The following is a 21,170-nucleotide window of genomic DNA, read 5'->3' as shown; positions in this document are numbered from 1 at the left end:
TTAAATCTCGAAAAAAGTTGCTAACCTCTTAGATTTGTCCGTAAAACTATGGCGTTTTGGACATTCCTTCGGGGAAAAGAAAGCTCATAAAAAAAGCTTTAAAGAAAAAGGCATATACAGGCAACTTGATTGAAATTGCTATTCTTTTGGCAGCTTTCGGAATAACTTTGTTAGAAATGTCTGAAGCATCTGCTGTCGGTGTTGCACTTTATGCAGAGACTAGAACCGCAGAACCATTCTACGCTGTCTCTTTAGGAGTCATTACTGTACTTGTTCCAACGGCATTTATCGGTAATTATATTGCCCTTCTACCAATTTTCTATGTGAGACTTGTTTCCGCGACTTTGCTTTTGTATTTTGGCTTGAGGCTAATGAGAAGCGCAAAAAGATCAATGAGGTACCAGCGTCTCGGATTTCCGACAAAGAAGGAAGAGAAGGAACACGGCATCCTTATTACCGCTTACTCTGTTGGTGTTGTGGAAGCATTTGAAGCGGCAATAGTGCTCGTAGCACTTTTTCCCCAGAATTATTATTATACCCTAACTGGCCTTATATTGGGCTTGATTGCCGTGGTCATAGCGGTTTATGTCTTGAGATCTCAAGTCAGAAAAGTGAAACAAGCCGACGTGAAGGTTGCTGTTTCGGCAATTCTTCTGTCGTTCGCCACGTTCTGGTACATTGAAGCAGTTCGCCAGATATCGGATTTGTTTATTTTACTCTTCTTCGCCATATTCTTTGGAATAGTTTATTATTACGCAACGTACAATATTCCCAAGAAAAAGATTACAGCAAGATAAATTGCAGCTTCTTAACGGGATATTATTTTTTTAAGAAATATTTAAATATACTACGCCACTTAAGAAACGTGGTATCCAAAAAAAGCAAGATAGTTGTCGCAGGAGTCGCAGTAGTTGTTGTCATATTGGTAGTAGTGATGGTTTATGGTTTTGTTGTGAATCAACCTCACTTCGGCGTACCAAGCAAAAATCAAGTTAATTCCGAAACCCATCAGGACTTTAAGAACACAAGTACTTCTGAAACTAATAGTTCAAGAAACAGCACATTCAACTTCACTGGGATTGTCAGTTCAGAATATGTAACGTTCACGAACAGCAGTAATGGTTCTTCCATAAGTTTGCTCGAGTACCACTTTTCATCTTCGTCTAAAGCTGCAACAGCATATTCTGATGTACTGGGGATCTTTGACGTAATTTCCTTGTATACCAAGATTGCAGTAAATTCAACGCATGGCATTTTCCAATATTCTGGCTTTTCTCTCTTAGGTGTTACTCTTTTGTTCGCACATTCTGGTTCCTATGCTGTTTTTCTGATCTCTTACGGAGTTCCACTTTCAGGAGCGCAGGCAACTTTTAACACTACACTTTCAAGCATGACATCATTTAACATCTGACATTCCTATTACACCAATACAACACGCTGGTTCTTCGAATTAGTTTGTCTTCAATTTTAAATGAACATTACAATATTTCTCTAAGCGAGGTTTTATTAACATCTGACCTAATTGTTTATACGGTAACCATATGCTAAGTTCTTTGTTGAAAATGTAACTGATGCGGTAACAGTAACCACATATGTATAAGTGTATTTTGTTTTACATGAATAAAAAAGCAAGAATTTTATACGCTGTAGTCGTAGCTGTTAGTTGATCAGAGACGGGAAATATTGATAGTGTACATGGTTTGCTGTGATTTCCAAAAGATCCTGTATATCCCAGATTCTCGTCCATATTAATGAAATGCTTATCGCTTCTATAGACAACTTTACCTATTTTTAGAGATCTTATAAAATAGATTTACAGTGGATACTAATAAACCCAAGATATACATTTATATATCTTAGGTTAATTGCTAGGCATGAAATTACCTATTGCAAAGCAACTAAAAAAGCAATCTCAGGTTCAGGTTGCCTTTCTTCAGGACGAAATCATGGACATTCTCTATTCGCTTACAGATGAGTTAATTTTTCATGGGGGAACAGCCATATGGAGGTGCTACAATGGTAAAAGATTTTCCGAGGATCTTGATTTTTATTCTCGTTCTTTTCCAAGAATCTTGACTAAATTTCAGAAATCAGTTATGTCTCACGGTTTGTCGGTCTTAAAGATTAAAGATACTGGAAATGTAATATTTTCAAGTATAAAGAACAATAACGCAATTGTAGGAGTCGAGGTCAACCACGTATTCAATGCGACAGGCAACCAGATAGCATATGAACTCACAGATGGAAGCCATATTGAGGTCTTAAGTCTGACAGCTGACCAGTTTATAGAAGAGAAGATGCTGGCTTATGCTGATCGTCGTTACATAAGGGACATTTATGATATTTACCACCTTTCAACCAATTATGAATTGCAGGCTTCGACTCGGCTGAATCTTATGGAATTCCTCTCCAACTTGCCGTCACCCATTGATGAGCACGTACTGCGGACACTTGTTTACACTGGGCTGGCTCCTACCTTTGAAAACATGATAAGAGAAATGAAGAGGCATATTAGATGAAATTCATGAAGGAATTTGTTTCCAGGTTCTCCTCTAAACCAGTCTTCTCTTCTTACGAAGCCAGAAATTTCTTCACTTACAGGCATGGTCCAGAAGGTTACTACAAGCTGGTGCTGAATAATCTTGTGAGATCAGGAAGATTATACAGGATCACTAGGGGTCAATATTCTTTCTACGATGAGATTCAGTATGTGGGATTTGCCTTCAAACCATTTTATTATGGATTACAGGATGCGTTATCTATCCGGAATCTATGGGAGCAAGAAACAAATCCAATCATAATTACGCCCAGACGCGTAAGAAGCGGTATACGAACTTTTCTGGGAAGGAATTATCTGTTACGGTGGATAGAGAGAAGCATGTTTTTTGGTTACTCTTTTGTTGAATATGGCGGTTTCTTCATTCCTGTTGCAGATCCGGAAAAGATCCTAATTGATATGGTGTATTATCATGAGTTTTTGCCTGAGGAAGTTAAAAACGAGATTTTGAGGGCTGTTAACAAAGAGAAACTCCAGGAGTATATTCTCATGCTTCCTGAGTACTTGAGGAAACGAGTCAATGCACTCGCAGAGACTGAAAAATTAGGAACAGAAACAACAGCTGAATGAATATGCAGCAGGAATAGGCTACTGGTTGGTCAATGAATAAACATTTGATGAAATTATACGGATAAATCCATACTAGCTCTTCGCAAAGGATCATTTGTTAACTAATATCCACTGAATGCAAATTCACACCTTTTTTCATCTTACGTATAAATTCTTATAAGATGTCTCATCTTTCAAGAACTGACGATTTTCATTATCCCCCTGGTCTTTTCTCAAGCCTTCACATTTGACATCCGTTCCTGAAATATTATGCACTGCTATGCATCTGTTTTTCTATCCATTCTCTTCTAAAATCCTCATTCATAATTGCAGTTAAGGAAACTTGTTATAGGGTGCTTCGTGACAGTCTGAAATATCTGGGGTAACTTTGAAAGATTCATCACATGTACCTGGAAACCCATGTTTATCAGTGCAATCGCCCAATCAAATTTACCCATTTTCGGCCATTTAATGTTTACCGCCCCCATGCATTTTCATGCTGGAGATGGTAAATGCGCTTACCGTACTCTGCAAGATCATTCTCTTTTCCTTAGTACCTTATTGTACTGAGATTGTATACTATACAGAATGAACCGAAATCCTTTACGATCCGTAACAATTTCTATTGGTAATTGAATAAATTTCTTGTGCCGGTCAATAAGCCGTTGGAGGGATTCGAACCCCCGACCTGCTGATTACGAATCAGCTGCTCAACCAGCTAAGCTACAACGGCCTAAATCTGTCTAGTTAAATGGCATCTGTGGATAAATAAATATGTGGTTGGTATTACATTTTGTCACGTTACATCATAATAAAGTGCCAGCCCAGAAGGAATCTTTGGAAAGAAATATGTAGATTTGCGAGGCAACTGTACGCCCTTATCCATTAAGGCGAACAGTTTTTTCTTGTCCCACTGCGGCATTATGACTGCAAAACCACTGTTTCCGTCATCAACAAGCTCTTTGGCTTCACTCTCGTCGCCGGTATAATAAACGTCCGTAAGTATTGTCGATTCATCAATTTCAAGAATCTTTCTAATAAGAACTCGATCTATAAGTAATGGATTTGAAGCCTCATATGCTTCTATATCGTCTATGCCGGCTTCATTGTACGATTTATCTTTAGGTCTTAATGAATGGTATTTCCCATCATAGAGAACAACGGTCTTTGCATCATTTGCATTATCTATTTCAGAAACTTCAAAATAGTCTCTAATGCGAGCCATATAATCTCTCAAACTGTGGCCAGAAGATATCACCCTGTGAATCCCAAGAATGAGAAGCGAATCCTGATCCGCGGGTTCAACGTATGAAAGACTGAATTTCCAGAAGTCTTTGTTCCGTTGATCCTCTTCGTAAAGCTCTCTTGTCGCCTGGAGCCTGTGATGGCCATCCGCGACGATAGCCCTTGAACTGGAAACTGAAGATAATATCTCACTGATTCTTTCTTTATCTTCCACAAGGTATACGTAGTTCATTACCCCTTTCGGCTCCTCAACAGAGTTCTGAAAATGTGTAGATTCTGTGTACCTCTTTAATTTGTCAAGAAGATCTCCTTTCTCGGATAGGAGAAATATGGGCTCAAGCTGACATTTTGTCAACTTCATTAAGTCTTTCCTTTCACCGACATATTTTCCAAAAGTGTGTTCATGCGTTAAAATATCTTCGTCTGGCGGTGAAGTTTGTACAGGGGCCATCACACTGAATCGTTTCATTTTCTTTCCATTGTATTCAAACTCTTGCATAATTACAATCAAGAGTTCCTTCGGGTACCGGTAAAGAACTCCCCTAGATATCCACTCATTAAAGAGATCGGAACCAATAGCATTGGTAACCGGAAGCGTTATGTGTGTAATGTTAAATGGAAATTTCTTTAACTCGACTTCCTCGTCCTTACTGATCACGTCATAAGGAGGAGAAATTGACTTTTGCCACTGCGTGTTGAAAAATAATGGCCTAAAAGATATGATGTTCATCAATCTGACCTCAGTATCTTTCGCAAATGATCCAGGTCATTCGAATACCCGGCTTCACCAAGTGGGGTCTCGAAGACAAAAGATTTTGGTCGGAGCCTTTTATCATTGACAAAATTAGCAAAACCTTCGTCGCCTATTCTGCCTTTTCCAATCTGCTCATGCCTGTCCAACCGATCTCCTTTTCCATTTTTAGAATCATTTAGATGAAAACCGTATAACTTATTCAAGCCAATAATAGAGTCGAACTGATCCATTGTCTCGTTGTAACCCGCTTCTGATTTTATATCATATCCGGCGGCCCAGGCATGGCACGTATCAATGCACACCCCGATCCTGTCTTTCATCTCGACTCCCCCAATAATTCCAGAAAGCTCCTCAAATGTCCTGCCCACTGTGTTCCCCTGACCAGCCGAATTTTCAAGAAGTATTATACATTTTTGCTCCTCTGAGATCGCGTTGTTAAGGTTTTCAATAATATTTTTAATCGCAACGTTTGGCTCAGAATCGAATGACGATCCGGGGTGAATCACGAGATAGCTTATACCGAGCTGATCCGCCCTTCTTATCTCTTCTTCAAATCCCACCTCAACCTTTGCCCTGAGGTCTCTCTTGGACGTGCCAAGATTCAGGAGGTAGGAGGCATGAACCATTATCCCCTGTTGGGATCTCTTCTTAACCTCTGCATGGAATTTTTCAATTTCATTAGGATCGAGAGGTTTGCTCTTCCACTGCATCTGATTTTTCGAGAATATTTGAAATGTCCGAAAACCGAAGACACTGGCCCTTTCTGGTGAAAGTGATACACCTCCCGAAGTGGATATGTGTCCTCCTATTAGCATAATGTCGGTGATATCTTTCAAACCCTACACCGTCTTTGGCGTTTCGCCGTTCATCATCATGTTCACAAACTGGAAAACATGCGCCACAAGAGCGGGATTATCGGAATAACCACATGCATCCATTTCAGGAGCGGCAAGCATAGCTCTCTCCTGATCACTTACTACATCGGTGGCGATAAGGCCTTCTTTTCTATAAACAGTTGATGGTGAGGGTACTCTCTTATTAGGCGGTGTAATGAAAATGATCTTGACCCCCCTCTTCACGGCATTCTCGATATTTTTCTTGAATGCTGTTCGAATGTCTCTTATCCTTGGTGTGCATATTATAAGTTCCCTCTCGGTCAGGTTTATCATTTCTTTAATTTTGTCATAAACTTTGTCCGTCCCATGAATCGTGTAGATCAGTTGCGGTTCCCCCTTTGATGGAAGAACGTCTTGAAGCGCTTTTAGCCTTCGGAACAGATCGTCAATTTTTTCAGTGAATTCGTTCCTAATTTTGTTCATGTCTTCTGGCTTGAACATCCTTGGCCGTCCCTGTGTCTCTTTTGCGAAACCCTTTTCGACCAGAGACTCCATCACCTTGTATGCAGATGTTCTTGGAATCTTAGCGGAATCTGCTACGGTATCTGCGTCAGCGATACCATGATAGACAAGCGCAGCAAAGCCCTGCGCCTCATAATACGACAGACCCAAAAGCCTCAGCAACTCAGAGATCTTTGAAAATTCATCGTTAGTAGTCTCCATAACTAATAATGCGATGTTAACATAAAGTTTTTTCTATGCAATTAATTTCATTAGAAGCTTTAGAATTACCTTTTAAACATATTTAACTTATTATTTCAGAATTGCGGGAAATAGTAGCTCTAAAAGCTACTAACAACGCTTTGAAAATTATTAAGAAACCGTAATAGCTATCCACAACATGAAAGAGCAGCTTTCTGAGATCCTTAAACTTGATAATTTTCTTAAGAATTTTGATATCGATATTGTTGAAGCTGTCCAAGGGTTTCTTAAACTTAAATTCCCATTGGAAAGGAATCTGCTTAGGCCTGGGGGGATAATGAACGGAGGTGCGATCATGAGTATAATGGATGCCGCCGGCGGACTGTCGGTAATGACATACGGGGAAGCAATAGATGAGCTCACTGTTAATATGACTGTAAATTTTCTACGTCCTGCCAAAGAAGGACCGGTGACCGTTACTTCACGTGTCGCCAAAGGTGGGAAAAAGATTTATTTTGTGAAGATGAAGCTTTATGACGGAAAGGGAAATCTTTGTGCTTATGCAACAGGAAACTGGCTTATAAGGAGACTTGAAAATGACGACTGAAACAGGATACGAAGGATCCTTGAAAGACAAGACCGTGATACTGGGGGTATGTGCAAGCATTTCTATCTACAGAACCCTTGACGTAGTAAGGGATTTGCGCAGGGAAGGAGCGAATGTTATAGTCGGAATGACCAATGAAGCTCAGGAGATGATCGATCCAAGACTCTTTGCATGGGCTTCTGGGAATACGGTTGTGACAGAGATTAGTGGAAATGTGGAACATGTCGAGTTGTTTCTTCACAAAGAAAAGGAGAGAATGCTCCTTGTATGCCCTACCACCTATAATGCTGTCGGGAAGATGGCAAACGGAATAGCTGATGATGTGGTCTCACTCTTTTTCTCATTTGCTCTTGGTAATAACAATCCGGTAGTCATTTGCCCGGTTATGCATGAAGCCATGATGTCTAATAAAATAAATTCCAATAATTTAGCCACTTTGGAAAGTGCAGGTGCGATTATAATGCCGCCACTAATTGAAGAGGAAAAAGCAAAGATCTCACAATCAAGCAAAATTATCGATTTCGTCAAGCTGGCATTCTTCAGGACATTGTTGAACGGGACCCGAACACTCATAATAGGCGGACGAGGAGATGAGCCGATAGATCCCGTAAGAGTGATCACTAACAGAGGGACAGGACTTACTGGATATTACCTTTCCAGGTACGCTTTTATCTTCGGGTCTTCACACGTGGTATATGTCGGTAATTCAGATTATGAAATTCCGGATTACGTGGAATTTCACGAAGCACACACACTTGATGAATACTTCGATTCCGTGAGAAAGATACTGGACAGTGAAAGATTTGATATCGTTATAAATTCAGCGTCTCTTCCGGATTTCTCTGTCTCTAAACCAAGCAAAGTGAAGCTGGACAGTGACAGCGATTGGAAGATAGAGCTAAAGAAGGAGCGAAAATTGAACCGATTGATTAGGGAGAAACACAAGGGTAAATTTGTGACCTTCAAACTTGAGGGCTCTGAAATACCACGAAACTGGAAAAAACTCCTGAGTAGTCAAGGGGGCGATTATATTGTTTACAATTCATTCTCTGAGAAGCACGATCCATACGGCAGAGTTCAGAACCATTATTTCCTGATCGATGCGAACGGCCCGAGTGACATCGGAAACATTACAAAGCAAGAGATGGTTATGAAACTATTCTTATACCTAGAGAAAAATTCTCACGGTGAAAAAAATTGAAAATCCTGAGCTTCCAGGCGAGGATTTCTGCATATTCAGAACTCGACTCTATAGTGAAGAAAATAGAAAGAAAATTGGAGACCTCGAAAGCAGACAGTCTGATAATGCCTGAAAAATGGTTGAATACTGTTCTGGAGGAGAAATCTGCAGAATACAGAAGGGTTATGGATATGTTCACTAATATATCTGATTCTTTTTCCTGTCTGGTAATCCCTGGAAGTTTTTCCGTAGAAAGATCTTATGGGCTCTTTAATTCTGCTCCAGTCTTCTATAAGGGAGAACTTAAAGGTTACCAGGATAAGATCTCCCTTTTTGGGCCTGAGAAATCAAAATACAGGAGCGGAAATGAGTTAAAGGTTTTTCGTGCACAAAATATTGCCTTCGGAATCGCAGTATGCTACGATCTTGATTTCCCATACTATGTTAAGGTCCAGGTTAGGCAAGGCGCGAGAATCATATTCAACCCTTCCCTGATTTTAAAACGCTACCGGGAAATGTGGCACCTCTATGTCAAGCTAAGATCATTGGAGAACAGAGTACCGGTAGTATCTGTGAATTCTATAAGCGATCCGCTTGGCGGAGGATCACTGGCCACGCACATGACGCAGGATGACTCTGCTGTATTGCTCAATTATACAAATGCAGGCAGAAGTGTGAGCATGCTCTCCGAGATCGATTTGGAATCACACATCCCAATGATTGAAAGGAGAATGCTCGAAGATCCTGGAGAATACTCTACCGGCCATATCTAGATTGTACCTCTGAAAAAGGATGTTACTGAACTGGCAACCTTTTCCGGATATTTTACATGCGGTACGTGCGCAGCATTTGGGAACGTAATAAGGATGCTTGATTTTATGTTCTCATGCATCAATTTACCGAAGTAAATCGGTATAACCCTATCCTCTTCACTCCACATGATTAACGTTCTTTGGGTGAGAGAGTTCAACTGGTCATTCGTGATCTTCTTTTCAGCCGTTGCATTGTTTATTATTATTGACCTTAACGTATCCCTGCTGTTCCATGGGCTTGTTCTCATAATTGCATCGAGAAATTTCTCAACGTCCCCCTCTTCCCCAACTGTTGGATTCAAACCAGCGGAGTCTTCCAGGATAAGGATCCGAGGTTTCCCGATGTTTATGCTGAAGTAGAGAGATATCCAGCCACCATACGAATGCCCATAAAGACCAAATTCTGACGCACCAAGATGTTCAACAATCCTTTTAACCAGAAGTCCCTGGTTCTCAATAGTAATGTTATCCACGTTCGATACTGTCTTTCCATGTCCGAGGAGATCGGGCATAATTAGTGCAAAATCACTCGGTAATTGAAGTGCAACCTTCAAAAAACTGTTTCCAGTTCCGCCAAGGCCATGTAGCATGATCAATGGAAAATGCCCATCTCTGTAGAGATAAGAGATCTTCCCTAAATCAGATTGAAATGACATTCTTTGCAAGTTATATCGCCCTAACCTTTACGATTCCTTCTTTCTCCTTGATTTTTTTTATACGCGCCTTTGTCGTGCGAAACAAAGAACCTTTTATTGTCTGTAACAATTCAAGATCATGATGTCAGCCAAATATGTATATCTTTTTTCGGAAGGCAGCAAAGAGATGGTGGACCTTCTGGGTGGAAAAGGAGCCGGCTTAGCAGAAATGAAGAAAATCGGGTTGAATGTCCCTCCCGGATTCACAATAACAACCGAGGCATGTCTGCAATATCTCAAGAAGAAGGAGTTCCCTGATCAAATGTGGGAACAGACACTTGAGGCTCTAGCAACCATTGAGAAGGAATCCGGTAAGAAGTTTGGTTCACGATCTTCGCCACTCCTTGTTTCCGTGAGGTCAGGTGCAAAGATCAGCATGCCAGGTATGATGGATACAGTTCTCAATGTTGGATTAAATGATGAAACAGTTCAGGGTCTAGCAGAGGCGAGTTCCAACGAACGCTTTGCCTACGATTCTTACAGAAGATTGATCCAGATGTTTGGGAATGTTGTTTTGGACGTGCCCAAGGAGAATTTTGAGGAAAACCTCACAGCAATAAAGAAGAAGTACGGTAAGAAGGAAGACTATGAACTCAGTGCTGACCAGCTTAAGGAGTTGATCAACCTCTACTTCGGTGTATATGAAAAAGAGGGTCTGAAATTCCCGCAGGAACCTGTTGAACAGATGAGATTATGCGTTGAAGCCGTATTCCGATCATGGAACAGCGAGCGAGCCATAGCCTACAGGGAGATAAACAAAATTCCTGATACCCTTGGTACAGCTGTGAGTGTTGTTACAATGGTCTTCGGTAATATGGGTGAAGATTCAGCTACTGGCGTTGCGTTTACCCGCGATCCAAACACCGGGGAACATAAACTGTTTGCGGAGTTTCTTCAGAATGCACAGGGAGAAGATGTGGTTGCCGGAATAAGGACGCCAAAGTACATAGATGATATGAAGACCCTTATGCCACAGGCATATTCTGATCTCGTCCGTTCTGCAGAAATTCTGGAGAACCATTACAAGGATATGCAGGACATGGAATTCACCATAGAGAAGGGCAGATTTTACATGCTGCAGACAAGGAACGGAAAAAGAACTGCAGTTGCAGCAGTGCGTATGGCTGTTGAAATGGCAAATGAAGGTCTTATTACAAGAGAAACTGCAGTATTGAGAATAACACCGTCGACCCTTGATCTTTTACTGCATCCACAGGTAAAGAAGTCCAAACATGAGAAAGCTATCGGTAAGGGATTGGCAGCTTCGCCTGGTGCTGCGGTTGGTGAAATAGTGTTTACCTCTGAAGATGCTGTCGCCAAATCCAAAGACGGAAAGAAGGTGATCCTGGTAAGACCTGAAACTACTGCGGACGACGTCAGGGGTATGGCTGCATCTGAAGGATTTTTGACGCAGAAAGGCGGGATGACATCTCACGCCGCAGTCGTTGCAAGGGCTATGGGAAAACCTGCAGTTGTGGGAGCCGAAATGCTGGTTGTTAGCGTCAGGGAGAAAAAGGCAACCGTGAACGGCCTCGTGCTGGGAGAGGGCGACGTCGTTACAATCGACGGAGCCACTGGCGAGTTCTTCAAAGGAAGACTGGAGGTAGAGATACCTGCAATAAACGAGCAAACTAAAATCATTCTGGAATGGGCTGACAGTTTCAGAAAACTTGGAGTACGTGCAAATGCCAATACGCCGGCTGAAGCAAAAATGGCCCGTGAAAACGGAGCTGAAGGTATAGGTTTGGCGAGAACCGAGAGAATGTTTCTAGGAACAGATAGAATCCCCATAATGCGTGCCATGATCATGAGCCAGACCAGGGAACAAAGGATTCAGTATCTCAATCAGCTTCTTCCGATGCAGGTATCGGATTTCACTGAATTTTTCAGGACAATGGAAGGATTTCCGGTGATAATCCGCTTGCTCGACCCACCACTTCATGAATTCCTTCCAAGCAAGGAAGATGTTCTTCAGGAGGAATTCGATCTCAAATTGAAGCTTACCAAGACCACAGACAACAAGGAAATGGATTCCATTGTGGGAAGACTTGCAGAACTTAACAGCCTTCTTACAGTAATAAGGAATATTGAGGAGTTTAATCCCATGCTTGGTTTCAGAGGATGCAGACTAGGCCTGCTTTACCCCGAAATATACGAGATGCAAGTCAGGGCAATAATAACTGCAGCGAAGAAAGTTATCGAAGAAGGCAGGAAAATTTTCCCGGAGATTATGATCCCGCTTGTTGGACATTCAAACGAGATGAAACGCCTGAAAACATCTCTTAGGGAGATTGCCAAAGAAGCCATGGGAAGCACTGAAATAGATTACAAATTTGGAACCATGATAGAGATACCCCGGGCATGTGTAACCGCTGACCAGATAGCCAAATATGCAGAGTTCTTCTCTTTCGGCACGAATGATCTCACTCAGATGACATTCGGTTACAGCCGAGACGACGCCGAAGGGAAATTCATGGCCAAGTACCTTGAGTATGGAATACTCAAGGATGATCCGTTCAATTCTTTGGATCGTGAAGGTGTAGGTGAATTAATGCAAATTGCAGTAAAGAAGGGCAGGAGAACAAATAAAACCCTCGAAATAGGCATATGCGGTGAACAGGGAGGCGATCCTGACACGATAGAGTTCTGTCATCAGATTGGTTTGAACTACGTATCTGCTTCTCCGTTCAGGCTTCCAATAGCGAGGTTGGCGGCAGCAAGAGCTGCACTTCAGTCCAAGGAATCGGACAACGAAGAATAAAATCTTCTCTTTTTTTTATATTGATTATATCCCGATAATAGCTGCTCATGAAATATGGGACCAGATCTAGTCTTTTCCTAACAACCATTTTCCATTCCTTTTTTTTTTACTTTTGTACCATTTTCAATGATCGCTTGCGGACGCACATTAACCCAAAAGTTTACTTTAAGCCCAGAATTGAATCTTAAGAATTGCTCGTACTTGCGAATTCATATAAGCATGAAAATTAATGCTGTTTCAGTTTGGCTGTGATCGTTTTGCAACGTTAGCTCCTGCATTCTTAAGTGAAAAGAATCAAGAGGTGTGGTTTGTATTGCATTCAAAAAAAATAAAACGGGATGTTGTTTTTATCCCTTTGAACTTTTCCAAATAGTTTTGTTTTTATGGATGGAAACCGATGAGAAGGTAGTGCGAAAGCATTATAGCCACGAAGAGTATTGAAATTGTGTTGACGACCTTCACCAGTGGATTTATTGCAGGGCCTGCAGTATCTTTTGTAGCGTCACCCACAGTATCTCCAACAACAGCGGCTTTATGGGCTTCAGAACCTTTTCCACCATAGTTCCCCTGTTCGATGTATTTCTTTCCGTTATCCCAGGCGCCACCACCGACTGTCATCATTATTGCGAGCGGAAAACCTGATAGTATAACGCCGATCAATATTCCTCCAAGGGCCAGCGGCCCGAGAACAAAACCTACAATTATTGGAGTTCCAACTGCTATGATTGCCGGGATCATTAACTGTCTGAGTGCTTCCTTAGTGACTATATCCACTGCCTTGCCATAATCAGGCTTTTCGGTGCCCTTGAGTATCCCTGGTCTTTCATGGAACTGCTTCCTTACCTCTTCGACTATCGCAGACGCTGCCTTTCCAACAGCATTCATGAGATATGATGTAAAGAAGAATGGAAGCATAGCTCCTATGAAGAGTCCGGATATTACGAGTGGATTGTCGATTTCTATTATTGGGAATTTAGAAGCGATCAGTGTCTTATACGCTGCAAACAGAGTAAGAGCAGCAAGAGCAGCGCTTCCTATTGCATAACCCTTTGTAACGGCTTTTGTAGTATTTCCAACAGCATCAAGTGGATCTGTAACCTCATCCCTTGTCTTTTGATCAAATCCAGCCATTTCCGCTATTCCACCAGCGTTGTCTGTTATAGGACCGTACGAATCGATTGAAATGATCATTCCAACCACGGAGAGCATACTTGTCGCGGCAATCCCGATTCCGTAAAGACCGAAATCTGCTATGTTGCCGAAAGAAAGGAAAGTGATTGAAAACGATACGAGGATCCCACCGACTATTACAATTGCCGGAATGAAGACCGCCTGCAAGCCATAACCTAGGCCTGTAATTATAGTTGTACCGGCTCCGGTTGTTGACGCCTTGGCAATTCTTGCTACCGGTTTGTATCTCTCCGAAGTATAGTACTCAGTTACGTAAACCATTACGAATGTTATAAATATCCCTACAAGAGTGTCACCAAATATGGCGAGATTTCCATTCATTAGGTAATAATCCGCCAGATAGAATCCGATTGCAGAAATTATAGCGGTTGCGATTAGTCCTTTGTACAGTGCAGTCATTATCCGCTGTTTCTGGTTCTTTCTAACAAAGAATGTGCCGATTATCGTTGCGAATATGGCTATGGCGCCTATCACGAGCGGAAAAGTAACTCCGTTTGATAGCATAGAAATGCCGTTATAACTTGCATATGTTCTGGCTACAAGGAAAGCAAGAAGCATGGATGCGGTAATCGTTACAACATACGTTTCAAACAGATCAGCACCCATTCCTGCACAGTCCCCAACATTATCGCCCACATTATCAGCAATTACAGCCGGATTTCTCGGATCATCTTCAGGTATCCCTGCCTCTACCTTACCAACAAGATCGGCTCCTACATCTGCTCCTTTTGTGAATATGCCTCCTCCAACTCTTGCAAAGAGACTCACAAGAGATGCACCGAATATGTAGCCAATCATCAAGTCCGGATTCTTGTATGCGAGGTAGAACACGATTAGGCCTAAGAGTGCCAATGAGGCGACAGAAAGGCCAGTAACACTCCCGCCCCTAAATGCTGCCCTGAGTGCAGGGCTCATTCCCTTCTTAGCGAGAATGGCAACCCTCACGTTAAGGCGGACTGATATGCTCATACCAATTATCCCAGCCACCGCAGACCCGACTGCGCCAACTATGAAACCCAAGGCAAGTTTCCATGCAACGTCAAAACCCTGATAAAAGTAGAATGCCACAAATATTATCACAAAGAGAATTATTGCGAAAATGAAAACGGTTGTATATTGCCGTTTCATGAATGCATCAGAACCTTCCCTTATCCTCTTCGAAATTTCTGCGGGCAACTCTTCTTTCACAGGGATTCTCAGGAGGGAAATACTCTGCAAAGCCGCATACAATAGGCCTACGACCGCGGCTCCCAGCACCAGCATTTCCCAATCGAATATTGTGAACGCCATAACTTCCTTAAGCTCTAGGATTATTATAATTCTTTTCGCTGATATGTGCGCGAAATACACTACTTTTCTACGAGCTCATAAAGCGATTTTATATGGCAAAAATAAAGTTTTACCCAAAGAACGGCTGAAAAGGTTTCATTTGTTAAATTTCTCTTTATACAGGTTTATTGATCTGTCTATCTCTTCTATGGCTTTCTCATGATCTTCCCACTTTAGAACTTCGGTTCTCTTTTCTTCAAGCAACTTATAGGTCTCGAAGAAATGTGATATTTCTTTTATTACATGATTAGGTAGTTCGTCATAATTTACAACATTGCTATAAACCGGATCGTCCTCTGCAACCGTAAGAATCTTATTGTCCACTATACCTTGATCGATCATGTGCATCAAGCCGACAGGCCTAGCTTTAATTACGACTCCAGGGTATGTTCGATCATTTACCAAGACCATAGCATCAAGCGGATCTCCATCATCATAAAGGGTCTGGCCAACCGCGCCGTATTCTATTGGGTACATAACCGACGAATGAAGAACACGATCCAAAACGATTCCAGGAAACTGTTTGCTCATCTCGTACTTGTTCTTGCTTCCCTTTGGTGTTTCAACTATAACATACAGATGCTCAGGAGGATCTGGACCTACCGGAACCGTATGCCAGTAGCTATTGTTTTTCTGCATGGGCTTTCATTTTCTCTTTCTATTTATTAGTTTTTACATTCTTTCCGAACTATAGGGTAACGTAAACTTTCTTTTCAGACTGTGCCTCCGATTTTATTCTCCCAGTTCGGATGATCTGAGAATCCTTATTATGCCTCCAACAAGCAGGAAGATGATACCGAGCCCGATCCCATAAAGGGCGTTGTTGAATGAATCATCTGGAGGGATTACGGAGACGATAGAAAGAATGGCAACTGCAGAAAATGCAAATCCAGCGCCAGCTATCATATGTCCTCTCTTTCCAACAAGCTTCGTTTTAGGTGTACTTTTACGTGGCAGTTTTCCAAGGGCAAAGGCAACAGTTGAAAATATTGCAAGTGCACTTATCACGGCCATTATTGCGAGAGAGACTAGATGGATCATCGTTGGATATTTTATCGAGTAAAATACGAGCATTGCGAGACCGAAAAGAGAGAATATCAGAAGAGCCGCAGAAATGAACGTATAAGCTGAATTCTCATTCTTTATCCTTTTTTCCCGATATCCCTTAGCGATTAGCGCAGTTGTAGCAATGATCACAAAACCTATACCAAAGAAAAATGCCAGAACCTTAATTGTAGATATTGGAAAACCTGGTTGTATAGCCCCCCAGATAGAAAGGCCAACGATGTATGCAATCCCAAGGATGCCAAATGACACGATTATAGGCCGATCTCTCAGTTTAAGAGAATCACCGCTGTCAAGTTTTGGCAATATGATCAGATATATAAGGGGCATGCCAGCGAAGAGCACCGTGGCCCAAAATGGACCCATTCCTTCTGAAAATTCAAAGTCCAGCTCCTTATAAAGAAAGAGAAGGAACCACGGAGGGTAGAAGACAGTTACCATTGAGGCTGCTGGAGTACCTGGCTCAGCCTGAGGAAAAGGAGAAAAAAGTGGTGGCATATGTGGAATTATTGCAAGGATAGATGGCAGAATGATGATAACGCCAAAGAATAGGAACATCAACTCAAGCATATAATACATATTGTACGGATACCACTTCTTGTAACTGGAATCTTCATGATCTATTGCCGGTGCAACATACTTTGCACTTTTATGAGAAGGCATAATAGTATTGTACTCCGCCATAAAGAAGTGAACGAGAAACAGTATGCCTATAAGAGCTACCATTATTATGTGCCAGGAAAGCATCCTGCTGAAAAGAGATAAAGAGGTTCCATTCCCGAAGAATATACTTCTCAAGTAGTTTCCAATGTATGGAAAACCAGCAGCTATACCTCTTCCGACATCGGTAGCCGATATCGATAGGACATCCCCGCTCATGGAATACCCAAAGAAACCAGCACCAAGAGTCAACACAAACAGCAATACACCTGTTAGCCACTGCTGTTCTCTTGGCTTCTTATATCCAGCAACAAACATGTTTCGCAGAAGATGAATGTACATCAGTGCGATCATCGCATAGGCTCCGTAGAGATGCGTGGTCAATAATATTGTTCCATAAGGGATATTGTAAGCAACGTTAGCTGTGCTAACATAAGGATTGGAGGGCTGATAGAAAAACAAAAGGACAAGTCCAGTAATAACCTCGTACAGAAAAGCAAACATTACAAGGGCTCCGGTCCAGTACCATATTCCTCCTTTCTTTCGCATGTAATCAGGAACTTTGCGTGGGAGCGGTTGCGGTTCGTTCATTATTTTTGCAATTAGGTTTTCTTTTTCTTCAGCCATGGTAATAACCTCAAGGTGGGACTCCTGAATTTGTCACTGTTGTTTGTGTAGAAGACGGCAGAGAGGCAGCACCACTCAGATCACTTGGTTTCCCATATATTGTCGGGCCAACCATGTTCTTGACAGAATAAGTATCGCTTGCCTTGTCATAAGACATGATCACACTAGGCAATGGTCTTTGCGTAGGCCCATTGACGACAGAGAAACCGGAAAACGGATCATATGTACTACCATGACAACTGCAATGTATTTTTCCGGAATAAGAAGATGATGACGGAGGGTAGAAATGTATAGCAGGAGGTTCGCACCCAAGGTGCTGGCATATTGCGCTTGAAGCGACCACGGAATTATAGGGGCCGGTACCGCCAGGCGATTTGTATGTGCTTCCATTTATTGGTATCTTAACAGTCATTGATGGAATAGCTATGTCCTTGTTGCTGCTGTTTCCAAGCCTTAGAAGGAAATTAGGCTCGCCCTGAAGGGGATAGAGAAAAGTTACGATAGAAAGATCGTTAACTTTGAGATCTGTGGTCTTAATAGGAGATCCGCTTGATCCCACAAGTGTTAGAACAGGAAATGAAGTTATTGTCTTTGATGGTGGGGGAATTATATTCTGTATTACTCCTCTAAGAGCGCCAACAGATGCTGCACCAACGGTGATAACACCCATCAATTTCAGGAAATTTCTCCTAGATTCATCTTCTGGCTTATTATCCTCGCTTTTCATGCGATCAATCTACCTGAACTACTCCCATCATCCATCCGGGTGTGGCCATTGCACCGCCCCATCCATCAAGTTCGTTACCGCAAGGAACAAAACACTGCCAGGAAAATGTGCCAGTCTGGTTAATATAGAAACTGGTATGCGTCACGCCACCACCGTTCGGATTATCCCCTGCCCAGGAAGGAACATTTAACATAATTTGAGTTCCATTGAGTATGGTGAAAGTGTGCGTGACTTCCCAGCCTCCGAATGTCGAATTCCAAGGCATGTGATGAACTTTCCAGCCGGCACCATGCGATATCGTAATATTATTCGTAGAATTGCCGGAGAGTGTGCCGTTCACATATTGTGCAGTTCCATTGTACACGTATCCTACATTACCTACCGTGCCTGTGAAGTTTGTGTAAGAAGTTACATTTGCTGTTCCATTCGGCCCTATATTTGTTGCTACACCTGAATCATAATCTATTATTGTCAGAGAAATCAACGTATGAGCGGGGAGAACTATTTTTGCTGATGATCCCAGAGTCCCGTTAGGTTCAAGGACGAAATAAGCCGGTTGTCTATGACTTATTGTCGCATTTTTGAAATAGTTGTTTGGCGTAATCACCAATGTCAGTGAAGTCTCCTTTTGAGTAACGGGGACCGGGGCAGTTGTAATCACATGATAATAACCAACGCCAATACCAACGCCTCCTATCAGAACTACGGCAGCTATAATTGCATAAAGTGCTTTTTCAGAAACCATATGTTACCACCAATTTAAACGTCCGATATATATCTTTTCCATTGCTTGAGCAAAAGTATATCCACGAAGCGAAACAATCTTCGCGGGTAATTTCTTCTAATAGTGCTACTCTCCAGAATGTATTCTAATATCATGACGCTTATCCAATTTCTTGAACTAGAAGAACTATTTAATGGAAATACCTTTCATGTTAGGGTAATGATTTAAAAATGTCAATAATCAATGAAATACATCCCGATAATTTGCACCAATACAATTATATGAGACGTTAGTAATCCAAGTGAGATTCATACATGGATAGATATCTGGCCTTTAGCCCCCTCAGGATTACTTTTGCTGGAGGAGGTACGGATGTTGAGCCTTTCATAGAGCGATATGGAGGCGCCGTACTTAACTCAACCATCGATAGAAAAGTCATGGTGACATATGAACCGGATCCTTATGATCTTGAGCTATCTTCAAGAGATTTTCTCAAGAGCATAACTCTCGTTTCCGAATCGAACGATGTATTAAGTAAACTTTATAAGTTATTTGAATCAAAAGGTGTATCAAGAGGTAGGGTGATAATCAACAACGCAGTTCCACCTGGTTCTGGACTGGGTTCTTCCAGCGCCCTGATTACGGCGATATTGAAGTTGATCTATTCTATCAAGGGAAAGGAAATTTCTGCAAATGAGCTTGCAGCTGAATCTTACAGATTGGAAAAAGACTATTTCAACATAGCCCTAGGAAAGCAGGACCCTTATGCCATATCCATGGGCCATTTCAAGTTGATGGAATTTACACGAGATTCTGAGAATATGCTCGATCTTTCGGAGTATTCTGACTTCATTCAAGAGCTTGAAAAGAGAACACTCTTGATATATACTGGATCGACCAGAGAAAGCTCAACGTTTCTAAAATCCCAGATCGATCAAACTGAAAACAAGAATAGCAAGATAATACCTAAATTACTTGAGATAAAATCGATTGCATATAAAATGGTAGATGCCGTAAAGACGAATGACCTAAATGCGTTTATCAGCGATCTTAACAGGGGATGGGAGATCAAAAAGGAACTGGACAAAAATATATCAAACAAGAAGATTGACAATCTTATAGAAGAGGCTAAGAATAATCACGCGCAGGGCATACGCCTAATGGGTGGTGGCGGAGAGGGTTTTCTTCTAGCCATATCCGAAAAAGGAAAACTGCAAGAATTGCAGAAGTCTATGTCGGAATTTTCGGATTTCGCAATAAGAATATCATTCAGAAAGAACGGCACTACTTCTTATAAGATCTGAAATTTCCTCTTATGTATTCGGTAAGTATCCTGTAGGTCATACCCCACACGTACCATCCATCGTAATTTAATGCTGGGAATCCCCTGTCTGTTGTGCTTTCTTCGTATTCATAGACATTAACGATTTTTATCTCGCTTATCTCGGGACCAGGTTGGGCCGCTTCGAGATCCGAATGATCGAGTATGAAGGGAAACACCTTGAGCTCTGGACTGATAATGGTGGAAGCCGGTTCCATTTCGCCAACAATAGATTCTATTGAAAGTTCAATATTAACCTCTTCCATAATTTCCCTCAGCAATCCTTCCTTTATGGTTTCCCCATTCTCTATGTGACCACCAGGAAGAGCAATTTGCCCGGACCAGGGATCGTGTGATGACACTTTTCTTTTGATTATTATGATTCTATTAGAGTTGCGGATTATACCAACTGCGGCTGTGTCATTCACGTTTCTATCTTTTCCCTGCTTTATAAAAATTTAATAACACTCGAAACTTTAACGCCCACCTCTATACCAAGCTCTGAGGCTTTCGTAGTTCTTCCCGAAACCACTGCGCCAAGCAAACTGTCAAGATCCTTGACGCCAGTCACCCTGACAGCTGCATCCCCTAACTTTTCGGCTGTTTCTAAACTCAGGTAACCGCACATAACATATCCTTGTTCTCCCCTGAGGATCAGAAGAGGCGCATTACCAAGATTCATGCTTACATACTGAAAGTGACGCTCACCAATTTTTACATTTTCAACATTAACCATCTTTTGAGATTACATATGACAATATAATGTTGTTCGAAAAGCTTACAATCACGCGTTTTATGAGAAGATGCTGCTAAAATTAGAAATGCTTA

At 41.7% G+C, this 21,170-nt stretch carries 21 protein-coding genes and 1 tRNA gene; 9 read left to right on the top strand and 13 right to left on the bottom strand.

Translation table 11 applies throughout. The annotated features are described in order from the left end of the window. Positions 1-125 precede the first annotated feature (125 nt). The 4 genes from LVQ96_02785 (at position 126) to LVQ96_02770 (ending at position 3,127) form a co-directional block, all read left to right on the top strand. Positions 126-797 carry a hypothetical protein gene (locus LVQ96_02785; GenBank protein ID MCW6170076.1) on the top strand — a complete coding sequence of 224 codons (672 nt, stop codon included), beginning with the start codon at positions 126-128 and terminating at the stop codon, positions 795-797. A 68-nt stretch (positions 798-865) separates the two neighbouring features. Then, positions 866-1,411 carry a hypothetical protein gene (locus LVQ96_02780; protein ID MCW6170075.1) on the top strand — a complete coding sequence of 182 codons (546 nt, stop codon included), beginning with the start codon at positions 866-868 and terminating at the stop codon, positions 1,409-1,411. A gap of 463 nt (positions 1,412-1,874) precedes the next feature. Further along, a complete protein-coding gene (locus LVQ96_02775) occupies positions 1,875-2,519 on the top strand; it encodes a nucleotidyl transferase AbiEii/AbiGii toxin family protein (GenBank protein MCW6170074.1) in 645 nt (214 codons plus the stop codon). Then, positions 2,516-3,127 (top strand): hypothetical protein, encoded by a 612-nt coding sequence (locus LVQ96_02770; GenBank protein ID MCW6170073.1) that lies wholly within the window; start codon positions 2,516-2,518, stop codon positions 3,125-3,127. Before LVQ96_02775 ends, LVQ96_02770 begins: the two co-directional genes overlap by 4 nt. Before the next feature lie 296 nt (positions 3,128-3,423). Here the strand turns inward: LVQ96_02770 and LVQ96_02765 are convergent, their stop codons facing one another. From LVQ96_02765 to LVQ96_02745, 5 genes are all read right to left on the bottom strand, one after another. Then, positions 3,424-3,564, bottom strand: coding sequence for a hypothetical protein (locus LVQ96_02765; GenBank protein ID MCW6170072.1), 141 nt, complete (start codon positions 3,562-3,564; stop codon positions 3,424-3,426). Positions 3,565-3,766: 202 nt separating this feature from the next. Next, positions 3,767-3,839: transfer RNA gene (locus LVQ96_02760), tRNA-Thr, on the bottom strand. Between the two features lie 63 nt (positions 3,840-3,902). Then, positions 3,903-5,081 carry a DUF1015 family protein gene (locus tag LVQ96_02755; protein MCW6170071.1) on the bottom strand — a complete coding sequence of 393 codons (1,179 nt, stop codon included), beginning with the start codon at positions 5,079-5,081 and terminating at the stop codon, positions 3,903-3,905. Further along, positions 5,081-5,941, bottom strand: coding sequence for a deoxyribonuclease IV (locus LVQ96_02750; GenBank protein ID MCW6170070.1), 861 nt, complete (start codon positions 5,939-5,941; stop codon positions 5,081-5,083). Before LVQ96_02750 ends, LVQ96_02755 begins: the two co-directional genes overlap by 1 nt. 3 nt (positions 5,942-5,944) lie before the next feature. Further along, on the bottom strand, positions 5,945-6,664 hold the full coding sequence (locus tag LVQ96_02745) for a TrmB family transcriptional regulator (protein ID MCW6170069.1): 720 nt from the start codon (positions 6,662-6,664) through the stop codon (positions 5,945-5,947). 178 nt (positions 6,665-6,842) lie between these two features. Between LVQ96_02745 and LVQ96_02740 the strand changes: the two genes are divergently transcribed. The 3 genes from LVQ96_02740 to LVQ96_02730 are packed head-to-tail and all read left to right on the top strand — an operon-like array spanning position 6,843 to position 9,203. Beyond that, positions 6,843-7,250: a PaaI family thioesterase gene (locus tag LVQ96_02740; protein ID MCW6170068.1), complete on the top strand. Its 408-nt coding sequence runs from the start codon at positions 6,843-6,845 to the stop codon at positions 7,248-7,250. Then, on the top strand, positions 7,240-8,451 hold the full coding sequence (gene coaBC, locus LVQ96_02735; GenBank protein MCW6170067.1) for a bifunctional phosphopantothenoylcysteine decarboxylase/phosphopantothenate--cysteine ligase CoaBC: 1,212 nt from the start codon (positions 7,240-7,242) through the stop codon (positions 8,449-8,451). The genes LVQ96_02740 and coaBC overlap by 11 nt, the downstream gene beginning before the upstream one ends. Further along, entirely contained in the window at positions 8,448-9,203 is a 756-nt protein-coding gene (locus LVQ96_02730; GenBank protein MCW6170066.1) for a carbon-nitrogen hydrolase family protein, read from the top strand. Before coaBC ends, LVQ96_02730 begins: the two co-directional genes overlap by 4 nt. Here the strand turns inward: LVQ96_02730 and LVQ96_02725 are convergent. Further along, entirely contained in the window at positions 9,200-9,898 is a 699-nt protein-coding gene (locus LVQ96_02725) for an alpha/beta hydrolase (protein MCW6170065.1), read from the bottom strand. The genes LVQ96_02730 and LVQ96_02725 overlap by 4 nt on opposite strands. A 118-nt stretch (positions 9,899-10,016) precedes the next feature. Between LVQ96_02725 and ppdK the strand changes: the two genes are divergently transcribed. After that, on the top strand, positions 10,017-12,698 hold the full coding sequence (gene ppdK / locus LVQ96_02720; protein ID MCW6170064.1) for a pyruvate, phosphate dikinase: 2,682 nt from the start codon (positions 10,017-10,019) through the stop codon (positions 12,696-12,698). Between the two features lie 381 nt (positions 12,699-13,079). Here the strand turns inward: ppdK and LVQ96_02715 are convergent, their stop codons facing one another. The 5 genes from LVQ96_02715 to LVQ96_02695 all read right to left on the bottom strand — a co-directional run bounded on the left by LVQ96_02715 (position 13,080) and on the right by LVQ96_02695 (position 19,042). Next, on the bottom strand, positions 13,080-15,179 hold the full coding sequence (locus tag LVQ96_02715) for a sodium-translocating pyrophosphatase (protein MCW6170063.1): 2,100 nt from the start codon (positions 15,177-15,179) through the stop codon (positions 13,080-13,082). Positions 15,180-15,314: 135 nt separating this feature from the next. Next, positions 15,315-15,857 (bottom strand): inorganic diphosphatase, encoded by a 543-nt coding sequence (locus LVQ96_02710; GenBank protein ID MCW6170062.1) that lies wholly within the window; start codon positions 15,855-15,857, stop codon positions 15,315-15,317. A gap of 93 nt (positions 15,858-15,950) precedes the next feature. Beyond that, positions 15,951-17,570 carry a cytochrome bc complex cytochrome b subunit gene (locus LVQ96_02705; protein ID MCW6170061.1) on the bottom strand — a complete coding sequence of 540 codons (1,620 nt, stop codon included), beginning with the start codon at positions 17,568-17,570 and terminating at the stop codon, positions 15,951-15,953. A gap of 10 nt (positions 17,571-17,580) precedes the next feature. After that, positions 17,581-18,297, bottom strand: coding sequence for a Rieske 2Fe-2S domain-containing protein (locus LVQ96_02700; protein ID MCW6170060.1), 717 nt, complete (start codon positions 18,295-18,297; stop codon positions 17,581-17,583). Positions 18,298-18,301: 4 nt separating this feature from the next. Continuing rightward, positions 18,302-19,042: a hypothetical protein gene (locus LVQ96_02695; GenBank protein MCW6170059.1), complete on the bottom strand. Its 741-nt coding sequence runs from the start codon at positions 19,040-19,042 to the stop codon at positions 18,302-18,304. A 293-nt stretch (positions 19,043-19,335) separates the two neighbouring features. Here LVQ96_02695 and LVQ96_02690 point away from each other — a divergent pair, with 293 nt between their 5' ends. Beyond that, on the top strand, positions 19,336-20,325 hold the full coding sequence (locus tag LVQ96_02690) for a kinase (GenBank protein MCW6170058.1): 990 nt from the start codon (positions 19,336-19,338) through the stop codon (positions 20,323-20,325). Here LVQ96_02690 and LVQ96_02685 read toward each other — a convergent pair. Together LVQ96_02685 and LVQ96_02680 are read right to left on the bottom strand one after the other, a co-directional pair. Next, positions 20,306-20,770 (bottom strand): NUDIX domain-containing protein, encoded by a 465-nt coding sequence (locus tag LVQ96_02685; protein MCW6170057.1) that lies wholly within the window; start codon positions 20,768-20,770, stop codon positions 20,306-20,308. The two genes, LVQ96_02690 and LVQ96_02685, sit on opposite strands and share 20 nt — an antisense overlap. 20 nt (positions 20,771-20,790) lie before the next feature. Continuing rightward, entirely contained in the window at positions 20,791-21,078 is a 288-nt protein-coding gene (locus LVQ96_02680; GenBank protein MCW6170056.1) for a DUF1805 domain-containing protein, read from the bottom strand. Between the last annotated feature and the right edge of the window lie 92 nt (positions 21,079-21,170).

Source organism: Thermoplasmatales archaeon (assembly GCA_026127925.1).
Classification (GTDB): Archaea; Thermoplasmatota; Thermoplasmata; order Thermoplasmatales; family Thermoplasmataceae; genus JAKAYB01.
Note: the sequence above shows the minus strand (reverse complement) of the source record. Positions and strands in the feature narration are given on the sequence as shown.

What these genes read in the sequence shown, in the direction of transcription:
- LVQ96_02775 (MCW6170074.1), top strand. Translation starts at nt 1,875, where the DNA reads ATGAAATTACCTATTGCAAAGCAACTAAAAAAGCAATCTCAGGTTCAG.
- LVQ96_02770 (MCW6170073.1), top strand. Translation starts at nt 2,516, where the DNA reads ATGAAATTCATGAAGGAATTTGTTTCCAGGTTCTCCTCTAAACCAGTC.
- LVQ96_02765 (MCW6170072.1), bottom strand. Translation starts at nt 3,564, where the DNA reads ATGGGTAAATTTGATTGGGCGATTGCACTGATAAACATGGGTTTCCAG.
- LVQ96_02755 (MCW6170071.1), bottom strand. Translation starts at nt 5,081, where the DNA reads ATGAACATCATATCTTTTAGGCCATTATTTTTCAACACGCAGTGGCAA.
- LVQ96_02745 (MCW6170069.1), bottom strand. Translation starts at nt 6,664, where the DNA reads ATGGAGACTACTAACGATGAATTTTCAAAGATCTCTGAGTTGCTGAGG.
- LVQ96_02740 (MCW6170068.1), top strand. Translation starts at nt 6,843, where the DNA reads ATGAAAGAGCAGCTTTCTGAGATCCTTAAACTTGATAATTTTCTTAAG.
- coaBC (MCW6170067.1), top strand. Translation starts at nt 7,240, where the DNA reads ATGACGACTGAAACAGGATACGAAGGATCCTTGAAAGACAAGACCGTG.
- LVQ96_02725 (MCW6170065.1), bottom strand. Translation starts at nt 9,898, where the DNA reads ATGTCATTTCAATCTGATTTAGGGAAGATCTCTTATCTCTACAGAGAT.
- ppdK (MCW6170064.1), top strand. Translation starts at nt 10,017, where the DNA reads ATGATGTCAGCCAAATATGTATATCTTTTTTCGGAAGGCAGCAAAGAG.
- LVQ96_02715 (MCW6170063.1), bottom strand. Translation starts at nt 15,179, where the DNA reads ATGGCGTTCACAATATTCGATTGGGAAATGCTGGTGCTGGGAGCCGCG.
- LVQ96_02710 (MCW6170062.1), bottom strand. Translation starts at nt 15,857, where the DNA reads ATGCAGAAAAACAATAGCTACTGGCATACGGTTCCGGTAGGTCCAGAT.
- LVQ96_02705 (MCW6170061.1), bottom strand. Translation starts at nt 17,570, where the DNA reads ATGGCTGAAGAAAAAGAAAACCTAATTGCAAAAATAATGAACGAACCG.
- LVQ96_02700 (MCW6170060.1), bottom strand. Translation starts at nt 18,297, where the DNA reads ATGAAAAGCGAGGATAATAAGCCAGAAGATGAATCTAGGAGAAATTTC.
- LVQ96_02695 (MCW6170059.1), bottom strand. Translation starts at nt 19,042, where the DNA reads ATGGTTTCTGAAAAAGCACTTTATGCAATTATAGCTGCCGTAGTTCTG.
- LVQ96_02690 (MCW6170058.1), top strand. Translation starts at nt 19,336, where the DNA reads ATGGATAGATATCTGGCCTTTAGCCCCCTCAGGATTACTTTTGCTGGA.
- LVQ96_02680 (MCW6170056.1), bottom strand. Translation starts at nt 21,078, where the DNA reads ATGGTTAATGTTGAAAATGTAAAAATTGGTGAGCGTCACTTTCAGTAT.